This window comes from Bacillus tequilensis (assembly GCF_012225885.1).
Lineage (GTDB): Bacteria > Bacillota > Bacilli > Bacillales > Bacillaceae > Bacillus > Bacillus tequilensis.
In genome coordinates, this window is the sequence record NZ_CP048852.1 from 576,584 (window position 1) to 597,519 (window position 20,936).

Below are 20,936 nucleotides of genomic sequence, written 5' to 3' on the forward strand. Positions count from 1 at the left end.
TTTATCCAAACCATTTGGTAATTGGGGAGTGCCTTAATATGATTGAAATAGAAGTTGTCATTAGAACCGTTGCCAGCGTTGGCTTGTTGTTAATTGCAGAAAGAGTTTTAGGCAAGCAGACGATCTCTCAGATGACGATTTTTGATTTTATTGCAGCGATCACACTGGGGGCGATTGCTGCCGGGCTGGCATACAATACCAAAATCAAACCTCACAATATGGCCATTTCGTTTAGCATTTTTGTGCTGACCATTTTTCTTATTTCGTTTCTGGCGATAAAGAACAGGAAGCTGAGAAAATTCTTTGCCGGCGATCCAACAGTACTTATTCAAAACGGGAAGATACTCGAATCAAATATGAGGAAAATGCGTTATACACTTGACTATTTAAATCAGCAATTGCGTGAAAAGGAAATTTTCAATATCGAAGAAGTTCTTTTTGCGATCCTTGAGACGAATGGCCAGCTGACTGTGTTAAGAAAACCGCAATTCCGGTATGTGACAAAACAGGATTTAATGATCGAGGTTAATAGTGAGAATAAACTGCCGATAGAGCTGATTGTGGACGGAAAAATCATTGAGAATAATTTGATGCAAAATCATTTGACGGAATCCTGGCTTTTTGAAGAATTGCAAAAAAGAGATGTAACGGTAAAAGATATCGTATACGCGGTTTTGCTCGGCAATGGGCATATTTATGTGGATCAATATAAAGACCATATATCAGTCCCTATCGATAAAGAATGAGGAAGGCCTATTAAAGCCCTTTAGTGAACGCAATGTTTTCGACATGTCTTGGGTACGAAATGTGCAGCAGTCCGTTTAACATCTGAAATTGTAATAAATGAAATTCAGTGGCTTCAGGAAGCTGAATCGTCCGCTCAATTTCGCCGTAATACCGTTCACGCTGCACCTCCATTTCGGCGGGGAAAACCGGCGTGACGGTTCCTTTGATCAGCAGCTCGGTTTTAGAAAGTAAGCGGATCGTTAATTCCTCCTCATACACGCCGGGCATTTCCACAATGATAAAGTTATACTCTTCATCTTGATAAAAGTCATAAACGAGCGTAGAAGCATCGGAATTAAAAAATTGCTGAGGAGCTTTATACTTAAGCACATTTGTCCAAAAGTCACTTTGCTTATATTCATTCGTAATCTCAAGCCACTTTCGAATTTTTTCGAAATCCATATGAAATTCTCCTTAAACTTGATTTGAAATCGGTGCAGAAGGGTTTCCGATTTGGTCCTGGTCACTGACGTCTGAATCAATATTTCCAGTGTTTAAAAGTGAAGACGTTGGCGAAAGATCACCTAAGGAAAAGTTTGCTCCAAAGTATTTGCTGTTCGCTGTATGGCTGTTGTGCACGGTTGGGCCGACATCTATATTTCCGTTTTGCGTGACGCCGTTGATCTTAATATTTGCGATGTTAATTTGATATGGCATAAACGAAACCCCTTTAGTCTAAAATTGGCGGTGGTGCAATCGGAGGAGCATTAACATTGGATGTATCAGAGTTGCCGATAGATGTCTGGTCATTTACATCAGGATCGTTTAAGAAATTTTCCATTACGGATTCTGTAGGTGATGTATCACCGAAAGAAGAATTGGTTCCTTGAGATTTTTGGTTGTTGGTAGGGCTGTTATATGCGGCTTCGCCTATTGTAATTGAACCATTGCCCGAAATGCTGTTGATCTTCAAATAATACAGGTTGATTACTGCAGACGGCATCCTATCACACCCTTCCATGATTCTGTACAGTACAGTATGCGCCGCCGCACCCAATTGTTCCTTGTAATTATAGGCGAAACTCTGCCTCGCCCGGGAGTGATGCTCGTTAAAAAAATTCATTTTGAAATCAAATGCAAAAGGAAAGAAACAACTGAAAAACACCTGAATGAATTCCTAAAAATAAAGGAGAGAATGCAAGAGTCGGAGCGGGTGCGCAGTAAGCCAACACTCCATACGTTATTGTTTCATACTTGATGTTAAGATCACGGAGGTTTTGAAAATATAAAGAAAAAAGGACAACGGCGGTTGTCCTTTTTCCTATCATTCAATGCGATCCCCATTCAGTCTTCTTGATCTGATTGATCCAGCTCTTTCATCCGCTTCGTAAGTTCAGTGAAAGCCTGATCCAGCTCCTTATAGCCTTTATCATTCGGCGTCATAAAACTGAGCTTTCCCAGTACTTCTTGTCTTTCTGTCTCAAGCTTTAACCGAAGCTCCTCCCGGTTATTTCTTTCCGCTGGAACGTCACTCAATTGCTTTTTGATGCCATTGTCCGAGATGACGAGTTTACTGCTTGTTGTTTTTTCGAGAAAGTAGCGGTCATGTGACACCGCCAGCAATGTGCCGCTATAGTGTGACAGTGTTTCTTCCAGCTGCTCGCGTGACGGCAGGTCGAGATGGTTTGTCGGCTCGTCTAAAATCAGCACGTCTTTTTCCTCCAGCATATACGCCATCAGCTTGACCTTTACCCGCTCACCCATACTCATATGCTTGATCGGCTCCGTCCATTGAGAAGCTGTAAAACCTAAGTGTCTCATCAGGGTTTGAACGTGTCCTCTTGCTTTGTATGTTTCATTATGAAATAGCTCTTCAGGTGTTTGTTCTAAAGGCAAATCAAACACTTCCTGCGTTAAATAGCCGATATTTGCGGATGGAGACACCCATACACTTCCCTCAGCCGTTTCCTGTCCCAGAATGATTTTCAGCAATGTTGTTTTTCCGCTGCCATTGGGGCCTATGATCGCAACTTTTTCGCCGTGCTGAATTGTAAAATGTGCGTTTTGAAAGAGGATTTTTTCGCCAAAAGCCTTCGTTACATGCTGAACTTCTAAAAAGCGTTTTCCTGTTTTTTTGGTCGTATCAATTGAAAAACTGACAGTATATTCCGGCTCAACGGGTTCCGCCTTTGCTTTTTCCAGCTCTTGTTCAAGCCGCTTCCGCTTGGATTTAATTTGGGCGTCCGTACGCTTCGCTTTGACACGGTGATATTCTTTAAACCCTTCCTTTTTCGTCGATTGGGCATGGGCTTTTTCCGACCATGAAGCAAGCTTATTCATTTGCGCTTCAATCCGTTCTGCCGTTTTTTGCTGCTTTTCATATTCACGCTGCTGGGCGAGTCTTTTCTTTTCCCGGAACTTCATATACCCAGAGTAGTTTCCTTTGAATTCAATCAGGGTTTGAGCTTCAAGTGACCATATTTTTGTTGCGGCTTCGTCTAAAAAATAACGATCGTGAGAAACAAGAATCACAGTCCCTCTGTAACTTTTCAGCTCTTGAATAAGAAATTGCAAGCTTTTATCATCAAGGTGGTTTGTTGGTTCATCTAAGAGTAAAAGGTCTGCATCGTCTGACAGTCCTTTCGCCAGCCTTGCTTTCAGTTTTTCGCCGCCGCTTAATTGTTGGAAATCACGAACGGGTACACGCCATTTCTCCAGCAGTTTTTTTTCGGCGGGTGTCTGATCCGTAAAGGAATACGACGCAGTTTCCTGTTCAACCACCGCCATTTTTACATCCTGCTGCAGGATTTGTCCCTGTGCAGGAGCTAAGTCATTGTGTATGAGGTGCAGCAGCGTAGATTTCCCAGCGCCGTTTTTGCCGATAATACCAATAATATCTCCTTGCTGAACACTGGCATTTACGTTTTTAAAAACAGTCAGATCCTTCACTTCATAACTGACGTTTGTTAATGTTACGATCTCTTTCATCGATATCCCTCGCTTTAAAGGGAGAATCAAAAAAATCCTCCCAAATGTGTTGGAAGGATTAGCCGCGCCTTGCATGATCAAATAAGCTATTTTTTATCAATAGCTATATCGTATATATAGAAAATGGGCAGACTAATCCTATTTTTTCTGATTTGAAATATTGATTTCAAACGGCAAAAATAAGATTAGTTAATCATTGTCCACCCATCATCCCTTCTTGTTTTCATTACACACACTATAGCATACCTTCAAATTCAAAAGCAAAGGTCGTTTTCATCAAAAAAACTCCTGCTCTCATTTTTGAGGCAGGAGCCGCGGAGCTTATTGATGCTTCGCTTTTCTCACTTTATAAATCACAATCAGCAAAATAAACCAAACCGGTGTGACAAATAAGGAAACACGAGTATCCTGAGCCAATGCCAGCACTACAAGAATAAACGCCAAGAACGCAAGAATCACGTAATTTGTAAACGGATAAAGCGGAAGCTTGAACTTGTTTGTTTTTGCTAATTCAGGTCTTGTTTTTCGGTATTTCATATGGCAGATGATCGTAATACCCCAAATATAGATAAAGCAGACGGTTGAAATGCTTGTGATCAGGGTGAATACGCCTTCTGGCATGATGTAGTTTAACGTGACACCGATTAAAATCACGATAGCTGAAAAGAACAACGCATTGCTGGGCACTTTTCGCTGAGTCAGTTTTGCCATGGATTCAGGCGCATTGTTATCTTTCGCCAGTGAATAGACCATACGGCTTGTACTGAAGACAGCGCTGTTGCAAGCTGAAGCAGCAGATGTCAATACCACAAAGTTGATAATGCTTGCCGCCCCGACGATGCCAACGGCGACGAATACTTGTACGAATGGGCTTTCGCTTGGATTGATGACATCCCAAGGATAGATGCTCATAATCACAAGAAGAGCGCCAATATAGAAAAGCAGCACCCGGACAGGGATATTGTTGATCGCCTTAGGGATGACTTTTTCAGGGTTTTCTGTTTCACCGGCCGTAAGTCCGACCAGCTCAATGCCGACAAAGGCGAACACAACCATTTGGAATGAAAGGATAAACCCGTGAATGCCATTCGGGAACATGCCTCCATGGCTCCAGAGATTTGTGAAACTGGAGACCCCTGAGCTTGTGGAAAAACCTTTGAAAATCATCACAAGGCCAATGACGATCAGCGCCAAAATAGCAATGACTTTAATTAAAGCAAACCAAAATTCCAATTCTCCAAAAAGCTTGACGGTTGCCAGGTTCATAATCAGTAAAATAATGAGAGCGATTAAGCCGGGCACCCATTGCGGCACACCCGGGAGCCAATATTGAGTGTAAAGCCCGACGGCTGTCAGATCAGCCATCGCAATGGAAATCCAGCAGAACCAATAGGTCCAGCCGGTGATAAAGGCTGCCATATCACCTAAATAATCTTGTACAAAATCAACAAAGGAGTGATAGTTCAAATTCGATAACAGCAGTTCACCCAGCGATCTCATAATTAAAAAGCAAATGATTCCCGTGATCATATAAGCAAATAAAATCGACGGTCCGGCAAAATGAATCGATTTTCCTGAGCCGAGAAATAAACCCGTCCCAATGGCCCCGCCGATGGCGATGAGCTGGATGTGCCTGTTTTTTAAGCCTCTCTCCAATTTTTGCTGATTTATATTGTCTTTCCTCATGTCATCTGTCACTTTGTTTGTTCCTCCATTGAAAATTGTTTATTTGAGTCAGCAATATGTTTTAATGATTATTATAACACTAAAATTTCTATCTTTTTTACTATACAGGAAATATGAAAAGAAATTTTAATGTGATTTGGACTATGCATCCATAAAAAAGCGGCTCCATTTAGGAGCCGCTTTCTTTTATGCTAATTTTGTTTTTTTATATACAGGTAGAGCCCGTAATCTGTCGGAGCGGATGCGTATCCTGCCTGCCGCAGCATTGCCGCGATATTGCCGCGGTGGTATGTCCCATGATTGACAACGTGGGGAACCAGCTCGGAAACAGCCGTCTTCATGATTCCGCCTGAGGGGTTTTGAATGTGGAGAGGTTTATTAAGCTGTTCTTTTTGCTGTAAAAATAATGTATATCGCTCGGATAACTTCAGAAACAGGTCTTCCATTTCCTCCATTTCTTTTGCCTCTGTCTGCTCTTTAAGCTGTTCAGCTAACGCCAAAGCATCGTTCATGTTTTTGCCGGAAAACACTTCAATCCAGCCGAGATCAGAAAGATACACATGAGACAGCACATGGGAGATCGACGGAAACACACTTTGCATGTCTTGGCGGTACACCTCTTTTGGCAGCTCTTTTAATCGGTTGAATATTTGCTGATTGGCCCACACGTTATATTCATACAGTTTTAATAAAAAATCTGACATGTTCATTTTCCCCTTTCGCGTTGATAACTCCTATTATAAACGAACAAACGTTCCGGTTGGATTCGAAAATAAAATATATTGACAGACATAGTTTAGGGGAATAAACTAATTACCATTGATCATAAAGTTTAGAGGGATAAACTACAATGAGGAGGGGAAGATGTTGAATGAACAAAAGCTATGTCAGGCGATAAACCTGTTTGTGGAAGTATTGCTTGAAGGGACAGAATTTGTGCATCGTGAAATCAATCAGGATGTCTTCAAGCATATCTCAAAGGAACAAGCAGACCTGCTGAAAATCTTAAAAGTCAAAGGCCCAGCCTCTCCCGGCAGTCTGGCCATGTATCAAAATGTACATAAGAGCGCGATTTCTAACAGACTGAAAAAGCTGATCGATAAGGGTTTTGTTGAATGGGATGACTGTCCGGTGAAAAGTGATAAGCGCTCTAAGCTGATTAACATCACAGCCAGCGGTGAACACATCATGGAAGAGTTAGATGCAGCCATCTTTAACGCTCTTAAGGAGCTGATCGATGATATAGACGAGGAACATTTGAATTCCATTATAGAGATATTCACCATTCTCAAAAGCAAATTTAAAGGAGGAGATTCTGCAGAATGAGAGCCATCATCAAATTCAAATGGGCAATTGCAGCCGTTATATTGGCACTTACCGTCGTATTGAGTTTATTTTCTCCGAACTTGACGGAGCTGGCCAATCAAAAGGGGCAGGCCCAGCTTCCCGCTGATGCTGTTTCAGAAAGAGCAAACGCCATTTTAAAACAAGCAGGAGAAGACAATCATTCGATCAGTGTAGTCTTTCCTTTAAACCACGCTTTAAAGAAAGAAACAGAGGACCAGCTCCGCGCCATGATCGATAAAATCAAAAAGATCGACGGTGTGGAAGAGGTCACGTCTCCTCTGACAGCGGAAAAAGAAGTCAAAGACCAATTGATATCAAAAGACAAGAAAACCGTCCTCATTCCTGTTACGATCACAGGTTCCGATAAAAAAGCGGAAAAAATCGCGGATGACATTTATAAAATCGTCCCTGATGATTTGACAGCGTATATTACGGGAGCTTCTCTCATCAATCAGGATTTCGCCCACAGCTCGGAGGAAGGGCTTAAGAAAACGGAAGTGATCACAGTCTGCCTGATCATCGGTTTACTGCTGATCGTGTTCCGATCTGTTGTGACGCCTTTTATCCCGATTGTTGTTGTCGGTTTCTCGTATCTGATCAGTCAATCCATACTGGGCATCCTTGTGTACAATGTTGATTTTCCAATCTCGACGTTTACCCAAACCTTCTTAGTCGCCATCCTGTTCGGTATCGGAACAGATTACTGCATTCTGCTTCTGACCCGATTCCGTGAAGAATTGGCAAACGGTCATGACAAAAAAGAAGCGGCGCTTATCGCCTACCGTACAGGAGGAAAAACCTTATTTATCAGCGGATTTGCGGTATTGATCGGATTTTCCGCCTTAGGATTTGCGAAGTTTGCGATTTTCCAATCCGCAGTGGGAGTCGCAGTTGGTGTCGGAATTCTAATGATCATCCTCTACACATTGCTGCCATTATTTATGGTGACACTTGGGGAAAAATTATTCTGGCCTTCTAAGAAAGTGCTGTCGCACAGTGACAATAAGTTATGGGCGTTTCTCGGCAGACATTCCGTCGCTCGTCCGTTTCTGTTTATTGTCATCACGGTCATGATCACACTTCCGTTCATCTTGACCTATGATGACCAGATTTCATTCGACTCGACTGCGGAAATCAGCAGCGATTATAAATCCATAAAAGCTCTTGAGGCCATTAAGGATGGATTCGGTGAAGGAAAAGCGTTTCCGATCAATGTTGTCGTGAAAGGAGACAAAGATCTCACAACAGCTGATACAATCCCTTATCTCGGAAACATCAGCAAAGCGATCGAAAAAGTCGATCATGTTGACTCTGTCATGACCATCACGCAGCCGACCGGTGAAAAAATCAAAGATTTATATATTGATAAACAGCTAGGCTCAGTTTCAGACGGACTGGATAAGACGGTGAAAGGAATTGCCGATGTCCAAAGCGGTTTAACAGATATAGAAAATGGATTGAATCAAATGGCGGGGCAAACCGGTTCAGCCTCAAATAGCGGCTCCGGCGGTTCACTTGGCGATGCGGCAGAGGGCTTGGGCAAAATCAATCAGCAGCTGCAGCTCGTGAGCAAACAGGTTTCTCAAACCGGTAATACTGCTCAGACCGCACAGCAGCTTACAGCAATCAGCGGACAGCTAGGCCAGGTTCAAGCCGGACTTGAACAAGCGAACCAGCAGCTCACAGGCCAGCAGGCGCAAGCAGGAACCTTGTCAGAAAGCCTGAAGAAGCTTGCCGGTGGCGTAAAGAGCGCAAATGATGGCCTGACAAAAGTCTCTGACGGCATGACAGCTTCCAGTGACGTGTTAGAGGACATGAGCAAAAGCCCAACCGTAAGGGATACAGGCATATTCCTTCCTGACCAAGTTATGAAGGACAAAGACTTCAAGAAGGCCATTGACCAATATTCCTTTGCACACGGAAAAGGCGTGCAATTAAGCGTCGTCCTGGATTCCAATCCTTATTCAGAACAAGCCATTGCGACAATAAACCAGATCAAAAAAGCCGTCGCAAACGAAGTTGACGGCACTCCTTTCGAGGACTCTCAGATCGTATACGGCGGGGTCACGAGTATGAACGCGGACTTAAAAGAGCTGTCCACAACGGACTTCTCCAGAACAATGGTGATCATGATTATTGGCCTGTTTATCGTCTTAACCATTTTGTTCCGCTCCATGATCATGCCGATTTATATGATTGCGTCACTGCTGCTGACGTACTATACGTCGATATCGATCACAGAATTAATATTTGTAAACGGCTTAGGAAACGCCGGCATCAGCTGGGCAGTACCGTTCTTCAGCTTTGTTATCTTGATCGCGTTAGGCGTGGATTATTCAATCTTCCTGCTGGACCGATTTAAGGAAGAGGTGCGAATGGGCATTGAGCAGGGTGTCGTCAGATCAATGAGCAAAATGGGGTCCGTCATTATAACGGCTGCCATTATTTTGGCCGGCACGTTTGCGGCGATGATGCCTTCAGGCGTCAATACGCTGATGCAGGTGGCAAGTGTCATCATTATCGGACTCTTGCTGTACGGCCTTGTCATTCTTCCGCTGTTCATGCCGGCAATCATCGTGACCTTTGGGGAAGGGAACTGGTGGCCGTTTGGCAGGAAGAAAGTAAAAGAATAATCGAGAAGGAGTGATGAATTTCATCACTCTTTTTTTATAACAAATGACAAAAATAAATATTTGTCATTTGTTTTTGGTTCTGCTAATATGTCCTCAAGGAGGTGTCTCATGCGGCCCTGAAAAGCCGCAGCACTATGAATAGATCTTCAGAAGGTGACGTGTTAACCAAAAAACAAATACTGACAGCGACAGAAGAAACATTAAGGCGTTTTGGTGTCGCCAAAACATCAATCACGGATGTAGCGAAAGCATTACATGTAAGCCATGGAACGATCTATCGCCATTTCAAAAGCAAAAAAGAGATTTTAGAAGCGGCGACTGAAATGTGGCTCAATGAAAAGATCATCGCGCCTCTTACCGCTGTATATGAGGATTCTTCACTAAAAGGCGCTGCGCATGTGAAAGCTTATATCAAAAAATTGTTTACACTTAAGCAGTATTATGCTGCTGAAGATGAAGAATTATTTGCCATGTATGCGAAAGTGACGGGGGAATGCTCTGAGATGGTCAATAATAGCATTGTTCATATGGTCAAGCAGCTGAGTGTCCTTTTGAAGGAATGTGACACGAAATCAAATGATCATGAAGTGCTCGCGCGAGGCATTTTTTTCGCAACAGAACGTTTTCACCATCCCGCTCATGCGTACGAGTGGAAAAAAGGCACGATTGAAGAGGAATTTGAAAGTGTTTGGTCATTGCTTGAAAATGGTTTTTTGGCTTTTACAGAAAAATCGTAATCAATCGGAGGGTGACATACATGGAACAGGTGAAAGGAAAAACAGCGATAGTAACGGGGGCTTCAAGAGGGATAGGCCGTGCGATTGCCGAACAGCTGGCTGATCTCGGCATCAAAGTCGCAGTTAATTTTTCAAGCAGCCCGGAAAAAGCGGAAGAGGCTGTGGAAGGCATTAAGAAAAAGGGCGGAGAAGCTGTAGCCATCCAAGCCGACCTCAGCAAGGTAGCCGGCGTCGAGTCGTTGTTTACAAAAACCATCGAGGCCTTTGGAAAAGTAGATATTTTAATCAACAATGCGGGCGTCAATATTTATCAGCCAATCGAAGAAGTCACAGAGGAAGACTTCGACAAGCAGTTTAATCTCAATGTAAAAGGAACGTTTTTCGCCTGCCAGCAAGCGATGAAATACATGGAGGAAAAGGGGAGAATCATCAACTTCTCGACATCCGTCGTCGGTCAAATGTTTCCGACGTACAGCGTATACGCGGGAACAAAAGGGGCGGTCGAGCAATTCACCCGCCAGCTTGCAAAAGAATTAGCTGTAAAGCAAATTACCATTAACGCGGTTGCGCCTGGGCCGGTGAACACTGAGCTGTTTACTGTGGGCAAAACCGAGCAGCAAATTGAAGGCCTGAAAAAGACCGTCGCACTCGGCCGTATTGGCGAACCCGAAGATATTGCAAATGTCATCGAGTTCCTTGTAAGTGAAAAATCACAATGGATTACAGGCCAGACGATCCGCGTGAACGGCGGCTTTATTTAAAACAAAGAGCCCGGGACATATCCCTGGGCTCTTTGTTTTATTTCCACTCTGCAATTGTATCAATCGGCAGACGGTAGGAAGCGTAGCCTTCGTCTGCTGCTTTTCCGATAGAAAGAAGCATGACCGGTACATAACGTTCTTTATCTAGTCCGAATGTTTCTGCGATGTTTTCTTTATCGTAACCGCCGATCGGGTTTGTATCGTAACCGTGCGCGCGTGCAGTCAGCATCAGCTGCATTGAAACAAGACCACCGTCAATCAGGATCGTTTCACGGTTCACCTGTGCCGGAAGCTTTTCAAAATGAGCAGTCAGCGCGGCGATTTGTCTGTCTTTGACCTCCTGCGGCATGTAACCGAGTTCAACGGCTTTAGAATAAATTTCTTCTAAGTAGTCTGCATTGTTCATGTCTGCAAATACAGCGATGACAGCAGATGATGTTGTGACTTGTGTTTGGTTAAAGCTTGCGAGCGGTGCGAGCTTTTCTTTTCCTTCCGGGCTGTCAATGACGAGAAAACGCCATGGCTGTGCGTTAACAGAAGAAGGTGCGGTTGTTGCTTCCTCTAAGATTTCTGTCATTTCTTCTTTACTGATTTTCACTGTCGGATCATAGTTGCGAATAGAACGGCGGCCTTTCATAATCTCCATAAAATCATTTGTTTTTATCATGTTGATACACTCCTCTTATGCTTCAATATTGTTTATGTTGTTCCGCATGCGCGCCAGCACATCAATGAGCAGGCGGCGCTCGTCTGCACTTACATTTGCGAGCATTTCCTTCATGAAACGCTCCTTTTCTTTCTTGGAGGACTCGATTCGCTCTCTTCCTTGGTCTGTCAATCGAACAAGGGTGATGCGGTTGTCCTCAGGCTTACGCCGTCTTGAGACCATGCCTTTGGCTTCCAGCTGTTTCAGATGTCTCGTGACGGCTGCGCCATCAATATTTACTTTCTTTTGAAGGTCGCTTTGACTGATCTCATCTGCATGATAAAGCAATGTCAGCAATTCCAAACGAGATTGGCTGATGCCCGTGCATGCTTCGAACTTCACGCCAATCACCTTGTTCACGCCTTGCAGCTGATATAAAATCTCGGCTTCTTCTGAACAAAATGACGCCAAAACCCATCCCTTCCTTCTTGTCAAAACTATTAATTGATATATCAATGATTGACACGTCAATTAATATACAACGATTGATTTCATATTGCAAGCCATTTGCACATTTAAACCTCCCGGAGATGAAAACTGGGAGGTTTTTGTCATCCTTGCGGCTCGGAATAAAACATCAGCAGAAAAAAGCTGGCCGTTTCTTCAGACGAGTTGATGCAGCTGTGCGGAGTTGATCCTGCCAACTGCAAGGCGTCTCCGAAAGAGAGCATGTGCTCCTGATGATGGTGACAGGTGAATCGTTCGGTGTTGCTTCCAATAAGATTGTCAAACACGAGCCGATTAACGGCCGCTGGATGTTCGGCTTAAATCTTACAGGGTATGCGTGCCGGGTGCTGTCTTGTGTGGCAGGTGCTGTTTTTGGCAAGCGGATTACCGATCCGGAATCGTTCGGACTTGATTTTGCGGTGACCACTTCATTACTGTGATTAGCGGTGTACTTCTTATGGCGGGTGTGCGATTATGGGCCAAAAAATAGGCTTGGCACTTCCCGGATCAGGGCTGAAAAACCCTGATTTTTTTCTGTCTTTCATTCAAGCTTTAAGCGGCTTTCACAGGCTGAAAGTTATGATACAATATACAAATGTTTTACAGCTTCAATCCATCGTTGGAGCTGACATCCATTTTAGATGAGGGACTAGGTTGAAGGGAAGGTTTGATAACATGCTGCACAATCCAACTGGAAAAGAACGCTTGGCATTGGCGTTTTTGCTCGGCATGCTTGCTATATTGGGCCCGCTTAATATAGATATGTATTTGCCGAGTTTTCCTGAAATCGCGGATGATTTATCAGCAAATGCTTCACTTGTACAATTAAGTTTAACAGCCTGTCTGGTTGGGCTGACGATCGGCCAGCTGATCGTTGGGCCGGTCAGTGATGCACAGGGAAGGCGGAAACCGCTATTAATCTGTATTTTTTTATTTGCGTTATCGTCTCTGTTTTGTGCGCTGTCGCCCAATATTACAACATTAGTGGCCGCGCGTTTTTTACAGGGATTTACCGCTTCCGCAGGGCTTGTGCTGTCTCGCGCCATCGTCCGCGATGTGTTTACCGGAAGAGAGCTTTCTAAATTTTTCTCGCTGCTAATGGTGATTACAGCTGTTGCGCCAATGGTCGCGCCTATGACAGGCGGTGCCATTTTGCTTTTGCCGTTCGCATCATGGCACACAATTTTTCACGTGTTAATGATCATCGGATTTTTACTTGTTCTTCTGATTGCATTGAGGCTAAAAGAAACGCTGCCGCCGGAAAAACGGATTCCAAGCTCAATCGGAACATCTGTTAAAACGATGGGCAGCCTGCTGAAAGATCGGTCCTTTATGGGGTACGCGTTAACGGTCGGATTTATTCACGGGGGAAGCTTCGCATATGTGTCAGGCACGCCTTTTGTATACCAGGATATCTACGGAGTGTCGCCGCAGGTGTTTAGTATTCTTTTCGGCATTAACGGCCTGGCGATTATATCGGGCAGCTTTATTATCGGGCGCTTTGGCGGAATCATTCATGAAAAAAGTCTCCTTCGCACGGCGGCCATTACGGCTATGATTGCGACTGCTGTGCTTTTGACCATGACGATGATTCACGGCCCGCTTGCTGCATTAGTCATATCCATTTTCATTTACATGATTACGATCGGCATGGTTCTGACCAGCACGTTTACGCTGGCCATGGAAAAGCAGGGGCACCGCGCCGGGAGCGCAAGTGCGATGCTTGGCATGCTTCCGCTGCTCCTCGGTTCGATCGTGTCGCCGCTAGTAGGCATTAATGAGACAACAGCCATTCCAATGGGAGCGATCATGTTTGTGACAGCGGTCATCGGCTCGCTCGCGTTTTTTGGATTAACGAAAGAACGAGCGGAGCAAAACTCATAAAAAAACCTGACGTCACGTCAGGTTTTTTGTTTATTTAGAATAACAACAGCAGGCCCGCAATCGCCGGAGTCAAAAAGATGGCTGATTTTAAGACCGCCTTTGGCATAAGGTTGGTGAACTTCGCGCCTACATAGGCACCGCACATTGTGCCAACCAGAACTTTGATCAGCAGGACATAATCGACAAATCCTTCTGAGATATATCCGATGCCTCCTCCCACAGCGAGAGGAATGATCACAAGCATCGTCGTTCCGACGGAATGGCGGATGGACAGATTCAGCATAATCATTAAACCGATTTGAATAAAAGGCGCCGAGCCAATGCCGAACGTGCCGGAAAGAATGCCGGCTACAATTCCTAAGATGACCGCTCTCGTATACGTTGAAAGAGTGCTCTGATTCATTTGAGCCTTCTCTTTTAAAAGAAACAATCTGATTAAGATAAGAATCGCTGATAAAAACAACATCCCGGCCGTCAAGTAGTGAAGCAAATCAGCCGGAATAAAAGATGTCAGCTTGGCGCCGAAAAATGAGCCAACCGCAGCAAAGCATCCCACTGTTAAGCCGATTTTTATTTGAATGTTGCCCTCACGATAGTGGCTGTACGCCCCTGATAAGCTGGTGAAAGCCATGCCGGCGAGGGAAGTGCCCAGCGCCGTATGAATCGGAATATGGAAAAGAAGCGTTAAAAGTGCAATGACAAAGCCTGCTCCCCCGGCACCAATAAAACCTAAAATAATTCCGAGAAGAAACATAACAAGAATAATGAGCATATTTTGTCCTCCATTGAAAAGATATAAAAATATAATAGTGCGCTATTTTGGCGGAGGTATGGTGTCCTATTGACGATGAAAAACACGCGGATTTTTCAGTTGTCAGTAGTCCGTCGACCGTCGTTCAGCAAACATATCGTACCTTAATTTGTGAGATCTGACAAGGCTGTTTGTTGCTTCCCATTACTATCTGTTATATGATTTTGATGAAGAAAAGCCCTTGAATATATTCAAAAGAGGTATTATATATGGACGATTTTAAATTAGACAAACCGACTCCTTACTACCTGCAATTTTATAACCAGCTGAAAAAAATGATCTTCAACGGGACTTTTAAGCCGGGGGAACGGATAAACGAAACACAGCTGGCGAAAAGCTTTGGCGTCAGCCGCTCACCGATAAGGGAAGCGATGCGGCTGCTTGAGAAAGACGGTTTGTTAAAAGCAGATGACCGAAATGGATTTTCTATCACGTCGTTAACGGCAAAAGATGTTGATGAAATTTATAAAATCAGAATTCCGCTGGAGCAGCTGGCAGTCGAATTAGTCATAGACGAAGCGGCTGAAGAAGAGCTTGCCATACTTGAAAAACAGCTTGAAGCAACAGAGAAAGCCATTCACAATGGCACGGAAGATACGGAAATTATCCGTTTAAACCAAAAGTTTCATGAGCTGCTTGTTGATTTCAGCCATAACCGGCATTTGAAAAATCTGCTTGAACATGTAAATGATCTGATTCACTTTTGCAGAATTCTCAATTATACCGGCGATCACCGTGCAGAAACGATACTGAATGAACACCGCAAGATATTTGAAGAAGTGAAAAAGAAAAACAAAGAAGCGGCCAAACAGTATGTGATGGCTCATTTCAATCATGACTGTGAGCATTTGAAGCGAGTGCTTGAGGAAGGAAAAGAGAATTGATTTTCGTGATCAGGTACCAAGGGGAAGTCGACCCTTGGTATTTTTTATGTGCTTACCTACATATATAAGAGACCCGATTAATAAGATTTTATGATGGATTGACTAACGAATAATGGGGGTTAAACATGTTTATCCATATCGTCGGGCCTGGTGATTCTTTGTTTTCCATAAGCAGAAGATACGGTGCTTCTGTTGACCGAATCCGGGGTGTGAATGGTTTAGAAGAGACAAATATCGTGCCGGGGCAGGCTCTGCTTATCCCTCTTTACGTATATACAGTCCAGCCGGGGGACACGCTGACCGCCATTGCAGCAAAAGCGTTTGTTCCTTTAGAACGGCTGCGGGCTGCGAACCCTGGCATCAGTCCAAATGCGTTACAAGCGGGAGCAAAAATAACTATTCCTTCTATTTCAAATTACATTGCGGGCACGTTAAGTTTTTACGTGCTTCGAAACCCTGACCTTGATCGGGAGCTAATCAATGATTATGCACCATATTCGTCTTCGATATCGATTTTCGAATACCATATTGCACCTAACGGCGACATTGCAAACCAATTGAATGACACAGCCGCTATTCAGGCAACATGGCAAAGACGGGTGACCCCGCTTGCCACCATAACGAACCTTACATCAACAGGGTTCAGTACAGAACTCGCTCACCAAGTCCTGAATAACCCGACAGCAAGAACCAATTTGGTCAACAATATTTATGACTTAGTATCCACAAAAGGATATGGCGGTGTGACAATCGATTTTGAACGTGTAAGCGCCGAGGACCGTGATCTTTTCACTGGATTTTTACGTCAGCTGAGGAATCGTCTTCAGGCGGGAGGGTATGTGCTGACAATAGCTGTTCCGGCAAAAACAAATGATAATATTCCATGGCTGAGAGGCTATGATTACGGAGGAATAGGAGCGGTTGTCAATTATATGTTTATTATGGCTTATGATTGGCATCATGCCGGAAGTGAGCCGGGCCCTGTAGCACCCATTACTGAGATCAGGAGAACCATTGAGTTTGCGATTGCGCAGGTGCCGAGCAGGAAAATCATTATCGGAGTCCCGCTCTACGGGTACGACTGGATCACCCCATACCAGCAGGGCACAGTTGCTTCAGCGATTTCAAATCAAAACGCAATCGAAAGAGCGATGAGGTACCAAGCCCCGATCCAATATTCAGCCGAATATCAATCACCGTTTTTCCGGTACAGTGATCAGCAGGGGCGAACGCACGAAGTATGGTTTGAAGATGTCAGAAGCATGAGCCGGAAGATGCAGATCGTCCGCGAATATAGATTGCAGGCTATAGGCGCTTGGCAGTTAACCTTGGGCTTCACGCCAGGCCCATGGCTTCTGCGGAAATTTTTTACGATCAGAAAGGTATAAAAAGGGGCACCAGAGCTAGGTGTCTTTTTTTGATTCAGCCTACAGGAGCAGAATCGTTCAATCATTTGTCCCTTGCATGGGGGTGCGTTCCCATTTTACGATTAGTAGTGTCTGATCAAATAAAAACACCAGAATGCGATGTGAGAGGGAGCTGTCAAAATGAAATCAGTATTAATATTAAATTTTCCTGCGGAAGGCCATGTGAATCCTACCTTAGGTATCACAAAAGCGTTTTCCGATAAGGGATATGATGTGCATTATATTTCCACTGAAAAATACAAAAAACGATTAGAAGCAGTCGGAGCAACTGTCCATCTTCATCGGGATCTGCTGCGAACAACACCTATTCATATCGGTTCGCCCAATGGCATTCTTGATTTCTTAAAAATCCATATCAAAACCTCGCTGGATATTTTACAAATTGTGAAAGACTTATCTAAGAACATTCAATTTGATTTTGTGTATTATGATAAATTCGGCGCGGGAGAGTTGGTGAGGGACTACTTAGATATCCCGGGTGTTTCTTCATCAGCGTCCTTCCTGTTTGGCGAAGAGCATCTGAAAACCCTGCCGCTGCATCCGGAATCAGGAGCACCGCTTGAAGTGGATCAAGAGTGCGAAGACCTTTTGGCAAAAATGAAAAAAACGTATGGTGTCGCCCCGAAAAACCTGGTTCAATTCATGAACAATCAAGGGGAATTGAATGTGGTGTATACAAGCCGTTATTTTCAGCCTGAAAGTGATCGTTTCGGGGATGAATGTCTGTTTATCGGTCCGAGCTTTCCGAAGAGAGCGGAGAATACAGATTTCCCGATTGAACAGCTAAAAGGTGAAAAGGTCATTTATATTTCAATGGGGACTGTTCTGAACAATACGGAGGAATTCTTCAACCTTTGTATTGACGCATTTTCCGGATTTAACGGGAAAGTCGTCATCGCTGCCGGAGAAAAAGCGGATCTGACCAAATTAAAGCAGGCGCCGGAAAACTTTATCATCGCTCCGTATGTCCCTCAGCTGGAAGTGCTGGAGCATGCTGATGTGTTTATTACACACGGAGGAATGAACAGCGTAAATGAAGGCATTCATTTCAGCGTGCCGCTGGTTGTCATGCCTCATGACAAGGATCAGCCGATGGTGGCGCAGCGCCTCTCTGAACTCCATGCAGGCTATGTCATCTCTAAAGATGAAGTCAATGTTCAAATATTAAAACAGGCTGTTGATGAGGTTTTACACAGCGATCAGTATACGGCAGGCATAAAAAAAATCAATCAAAGCTTCAAAGAGTGCATGGACATGGAAGAAGTGATGGAGCGGATTGATGAATTGATTCGCCAAAAAAACAAATAAGCAAAGAACTCCCGTATCTATTTTGGCACGGGAGTTCATTTTTTAAAACTTGATTTTGATCTTTTGAGCATCGCTGATTTTCTTATGATTGTGGTCAAAGACGTCACTTGTTGTGATTTCGATCCACTTGATCTCCGCTTTTTTCTTATCAGCATCTTTATCATGAGCATGGCCGCTTGGTGCGTTCACAATAAAGCCAAGGTTTCCGGACTTTTCGGCTCTGTCTTCCAATTCACCATTTAATCCTTCCAGATAAATATCCTTGTTCCAATCAAAGGTCTCCCCTGTATTTGTTTTCATCAAGGCAATTGGCGCAACATTTACTTTCTTTGAAGAGGTGTTTTTGATCTCAACGAAGACCTTAACGAAATCAAACTCTTCAGCGTGCGTTAACACGTGAAAATAATCAATCATGCTGTAGTCCGGGCGCAAATGAATCAGCTTCATTTCTTTTACTGTTAGCTCCACGTCGCCCATTTTATATGTTTGATTCACTTGCTTGATATTCTTTAAGACAGCTTTTCCTTTGTCATCAGAAAACGTTTGGCCAACCTTCAGCAATGACCGGTCATCGGTTACTTGGGAATTAGGCTGATACTCATCTGAACTGTCTTTTTGAGAGGACGTGTTTTGCTTTGTGGCTTTTACCGCTTGCTCTCCGCCCGTATTTGGTTTTTCTGAACTTACATTTGCTGAGCAGCCCGCAAGTATGATGGCAAAAATAAAAATTGAAAGAATTCTTTTCATGATGATTCCTCCATTAAAAAGAAAGCCCGTTACTTCATACAAGCAACGGGCCACCTTGTATTCTTTTACTTATCGTTAATCTTAATGTTGTATTGTAAAGCCTTGAAGACATTTTTGGCGATTTTTGTATTATCGATTTGGCCGGCAAATGTTTCACTAGACGGACCGTACGCATAGACGGGAACATCTTCACCGGTATGTCCGCCTGTTGTCCAGCCGGTGTGTGAGCGTTTATTGAAAATGGTCTCGATCGCATTATCGATATCCAGCACTTCCTTCGATTTGGCCGCTTCTTCAACAGATTGAATTTCGGCTTTTGTTAGAGCCAATTTCTTTTGATCGATGTATGTTTTTAGTGTCTTTTCAACATCCGCGCCGTCAGCGATTTTTTCTGCCATAAAGTCAGGTGTGCGCTTTGCCGCTTTAATGGGTTCACTGAACCAGTTGTAGATACCGTCCGCACCAATGGAATACCCGCCGGTGGAGTGGTCAGCCGTTGCGACAACTAATGTGTGTTTGTCTTTTTTGGCAAAATCAATAGCCGCCTTATAAGCTTGTTCGAAGTCTTCCATCTCACTCATGGCGCCGACGATATCATTGTCATGTCCCGCCCAGTCAATCTGGCTGCCTTCCACCATGAGGAAAAAACCGTCTTTATCCTTGCTTAATTTTTTAATCGCTGTGTTTGTCATATCTTTTAATGATGGAATGTCCTTCGTGCGGTCAATCTTTTTAGGAAGGCCGCCGTCAGCGAATAGGCCGAGAATTTGGCTGTCTTTATTTTTCAGCATGTCCTTGCGGTTATCCACATAGCTGTATCCCGCTTTTTTGAATTCCTTGATCAAATTGCGGTCCTTGCGATCAAAATTGCTTTTTCCTCCGCCGAGAAGGACATCAATTTTGTGCTTGCCGTTGACCATTTCATCGAAATAATCATTGGCAATGGAGTTCATATTTTTCCGGCTGTGATCATGTGAACCGAAAGAGGCGGGAGTGGCGTGTGTAATTTCTGAAGTGGCCACAAGCCCAGTTGATTTTCCTTTTTCTTTTGCCGCTTCAAGTACTGTTTTGGCCTCTGACCCGTCGTTATCCACCGCAATCGCATTATTGTATGTTTTAATTCCCGCAGACATAGCCGTTGCCGCGGCTGCAGAATCTGTCACGTTTTCCTCAGGATCATCGGGATAAGTCGTTTGCTGGCCGACTAAATATTGGTCAAAAGCCGTAGGCTCCACAGTTTTTGTCTTTTGATTATCCTTTAAGTAGCGATAAGCGGACGTATAAGACACACCCATTCCATCACCAATCAGAACGATAACATTCTTCGTTTCGCCTTGGTTCCCCTTTTTCTTTTCCTGGGCGCTGGCTTCAGGAAGACTTCCGCTGGCTAAGCTGCTGAACGCAATAGATGATAAAACCGCGATAGGCAGTAATTTCTTCGGGAATTTTTTCAACTGGATAACCTCCTAAAATATATGTATCTCAATTACAACCTCATTATATTTTTAAACTGTTAAGCTAATATTAATCGATTTTAAAGATTGGATTTACAAGGCGAATTGGTCGTACTGCTGTTGCCAAATATTGAGGTTCCCTTTGTGGGAATTTTGGAAGGAGAGAACGATATGACTAAAGAATGCAGTAGAAAGAATAGGTATTGGCCGCAGGTAAGGATTTGATCAAACCAAGCGTTCAATAATGCGAGGGATTAAACTTTGCAGAAAAATACCGCTGGAAATCACCATCTCGGATGAACCCCAATGCTTGGCAAAAAAATCAGTCATCATATGTTTCGGCAACTCATTGCTAGGGACGATCTTCATCGCAATCCTCCTTTCAGAAAA

The 20,936-nt window shown here is 43.8% G+C and carries 22 protein-coding genes and 1 pseudogene; 11 read left to right on the forward strand and 12 right to left on the reverse strand.

Annotated elements, in window-relative coordinates:
• The first annotated feature begins 38 nt into the window (after positions 1-38).
• A complete protein-coding gene (locus tag G4P54_RS03060) occupies positions 39-746 on the forward strand; it encodes a DUF421 domain-containing protein (RefSeq protein ID WP_167871734.1) in 708 nt (235 codons plus the stop codon).
• Between the two features lie 10 nt (positions 747-756).
• Here the strand turns inward: G4P54_RS03060 and cotP are convergent, their stop codons facing one another.
• The 6 genes from cotP to dinB form a co-directional block, all read right to left on the reverse strand.
• Positions 757-1,188 carry a spore coat protein CotP gene (cotP, locus tag G4P54_RS03065; RefSeq protein ID WP_024713995.1) on the reverse strand — a complete coding sequence of 144 codons (432 nt, stop codon included), beginning with the start codon at positions 1,186-1,188 and terminating at the stop codon, positions 757-759.
• 12 nt (positions 1,189-1,200) lie between these two features.
• Positions 1,201-1,443 (reverse strand): spore germination protein, encoded by a 243-nt coding sequence (locus tag G4P54_RS03070; RefSeq protein WP_024713996.1) that lies wholly within the window; start codon positions 1,441-1,443, stop codon positions 1,201-1,203.
• A 13-nt stretch (positions 1,444-1,456) separates the two neighbouring features.
• Entirely contained in the window at positions 1,457-1,729 is a 273-nt protein-coding gene (locus G4P54_RS03075) for a spore germination protein (protein WP_167871735.1), read from the reverse strand.
• A 341-nt stretch (positions 1,730-2,070) separates the two neighbouring features.
• Entirely contained in the window at positions 2,071-3,714 is a 1,644-nt protein-coding gene (vmlR, locus tag G4P54_RS03080) for an ABC-F type ribosomal protection protein VmlR (RefSeq protein ID WP_167871736.1), read from the reverse strand.
• A 321-nt stretch (positions 3,715-4,035) separates the two neighbouring features.
• A complete protein-coding gene (locus G4P54_RS03085; RefSeq protein ID WP_167871737.1) occupies positions 4,036-5,412 on the reverse strand; it encodes an amino acid permease in 1,377 nt (458 codons plus the stop codon).
• Between the two features lie 179 nt (positions 5,413-5,591).
• Entirely contained in the window at positions 5,592-6,104 is a 513-nt protein-coding gene (gene dinB / locus G4P54_RS03090; RefSeq protein WP_167871738.1) for a damage-inducible protein DinB, read from the reverse strand.
• Positions 6,105-6,267: 163 nt separating this feature from the next.
• On the opposite strand from dinB, the gene G4P54_RS03095 reads away from it, so the two are divergent.
• The 4 genes from G4P54_RS03095 (at position 6,268) to G4P54_RS03110 (ending at position 10,878) form a co-directional block, all read left to right on the forward strand.
• Complete coding sequence (locus tag G4P54_RS03095; RefSeq protein ID WP_167873811.1) at positions 6,268-6,726, forward strand: MarR family transcriptional regulator; 459 nt, start codon at positions 6,268-6,270, stop codon at positions 6,724-6,726.
• Positions 6,723-9,380, forward strand: coding sequence for an MMPL family transporter (locus tag G4P54_RS03100; RefSeq protein ID WP_167871739.1), 2,658 nt, complete (start codon positions 6,723-6,725; stop codon positions 9,378-9,380). The genes G4P54_RS03095 and G4P54_RS03100 overlap by 4 nt, the downstream gene beginning before the upstream one ends.
• A gap of 134 nt (positions 9,381-9,514) precedes the next feature.
• Positions 9,515-10,117, forward strand: coding sequence for a TetR/AcrR family transcriptional regulator (locus G4P54_RS03105; RefSeq protein WP_024714003.1), 603 nt, complete (start codon positions 9,515-9,517; stop codon positions 10,115-10,117).
• Positions 10,118-10,137: 20 nt separating this feature from the next.
• Positions 10,138-10,878: an SDR family oxidoreductase gene (locus G4P54_RS03110; RefSeq protein WP_024714004.1), complete on the forward strand. Its 741-nt coding sequence runs from the start codon at positions 10,138-10,140 to the stop codon at positions 10,876-10,878.
• Positions 10,879-10,915: 37 nt separating this feature from the next.
• Here G4P54_RS03110 and G4P54_RS03115 read toward each other — a convergent pair whose 3' ends face one another.
• On the reverse strand, positions 10,916-11,545 hold the full coding sequence (locus tag G4P54_RS03115) for a nitroreductase family protein (RefSeq protein WP_014112842.1): 630 nt from the start codon (positions 11,543-11,545) through the stop codon (positions 10,916-10,918).
• 15 nt (positions 11,546-11,560) lie between these two features.
• Complete coding sequence (locus G4P54_RS03120; protein WP_167871740.1) at positions 11,561-12,055, reverse strand: MarR family transcriptional regulator; 495 nt, start codon at positions 12,053-12,055, stop codon at positions 11,561-11,563.
• 209 nt (positions 12,056-12,264) lie between these two features.
• On the opposite strand from G4P54_RS03120, the gene G4P54_RS03125 reads away from it, so the two are divergent.
• From G4P54_RS03125 to G4P54_RS03135, 3 genes are read left to right on the forward strand one after another with little or no spacing between them, the layout of a single operon-like run.
• A complete protein-coding gene (locus G4P54_RS03125; protein WP_240939726.1) occupies positions 12,265-12,471 on the forward strand; it encodes a hypothetical protein in 207 nt (68 codons plus the stop codon).
• Between the two features lie 34 nt (positions 12,472-12,505).
• On the forward strand, positions 12,506-12,676 hold the full coding sequence (locus G4P54_RS03130) for a hypothetical protein (protein ID WP_167871741.1): 171 nt from the start codon (positions 12,506-12,508) through the stop codon (positions 12,674-12,676).
• Between the two features lie 30 nt (positions 12,677-12,706).
• Positions 12,707-13,915: a Bcr/CflA family efflux MFS transporter gene (locus tag G4P54_RS03135; protein WP_167871742.1), complete on the forward strand. Its 1,209-nt coding sequence runs from the start codon at positions 12,707-12,709 to the stop codon at positions 13,913-13,915.
• Between the two features lie 34 nt (positions 13,916-13,949).
• Here the strand turns inward: G4P54_RS03135 and G4P54_RS03140 are convergent, their stop codons facing one another.
• A complete protein-coding gene (locus tag G4P54_RS03140; protein ID WP_024714007.1) occupies positions 13,950-14,687 on the reverse strand; it encodes a sulfite exporter TauE/SafE family protein in 738 nt (245 codons plus the stop codon).
• Between the two features lie 248 nt (positions 14,688-14,935).
• Here G4P54_RS03140 and G4P54_RS03145 point away from each other — a divergent pair, with 248 nt between their 5' ends.
• The 3 genes from G4P54_RS03145 to G4P54_RS03155 all read left to right on the forward strand — a co-directional run bounded on the left by G4P54_RS03145 (position 14,936) and on the right by G4P54_RS03155 (position 18,345).
• Complete coding sequence (locus G4P54_RS03145; RefSeq protein ID WP_024714008.1) at positions 14,936-15,610, forward strand: GntR family transcriptional regulator; 675 nt, start codon at positions 14,936-14,938, stop codon at positions 15,608-15,610.
• A 125-nt stretch (positions 15,611-15,735) separates the two neighbouring features.
• Complete coding sequence (locus G4P54_RS03150) at positions 15,736-16,998, forward strand: glycoside hydrolase family 18 protein (protein WP_167871743.1); 1,263 nt, start codon at positions 15,736-15,738, stop codon at positions 16,996-16,998.
• A gap of 159 nt (positions 16,999-17,157) precedes the next feature.
• A complete protein-coding gene (locus tag G4P54_RS03155; RefSeq protein ID WP_167871744.1) occupies positions 17,158-18,345 on the forward strand; it encodes a macrolide family glycosyltransferase in 1,188 nt (395 codons plus the stop codon).
• 42 nt (positions 18,346-18,387) lie between these two features.
• Here the strand turns inward: G4P54_RS03155 and G4P54_RS03160 are convergent, their stop codons facing one another.
• The 3 genes and pseudogenes from G4P54_RS03160 to G4P54_RS03170 all read right to left on the reverse strand — a co-directional run.
• Positions 18,388-19,092 carry a membrane lipoprotein lipid attachment site-containing protein gene (locus G4P54_RS03160; protein WP_167871745.1) on the reverse strand — a complete coding sequence of 235 codons (705 nt, stop codon included), beginning with the start codon at positions 19,090-19,092 and terminating at the stop codon, positions 18,388-18,390.
• A gap of 65 nt (positions 19,093-19,157) precedes the next feature.
• Positions 19,158-20,546, reverse strand: a complete 1,389-nt coding sequence (locus G4P54_RS03165; protein WP_167871746.1) for an alkaline phosphatase family protein — start codon at positions 20,544-20,546, stop codon at positions 19,158-19,160.
• A gap of 267 nt (positions 20,547-20,813) precedes the next feature.
• A pseudogene (locus tag G4P54_RS03170) lies at positions 20,814-20,915 on the reverse strand (GNAT family N-acetyltransferase); the annotation flags it as partial.
• Positions 20,916-20,936: the final 21 nt, after the last annotated feature.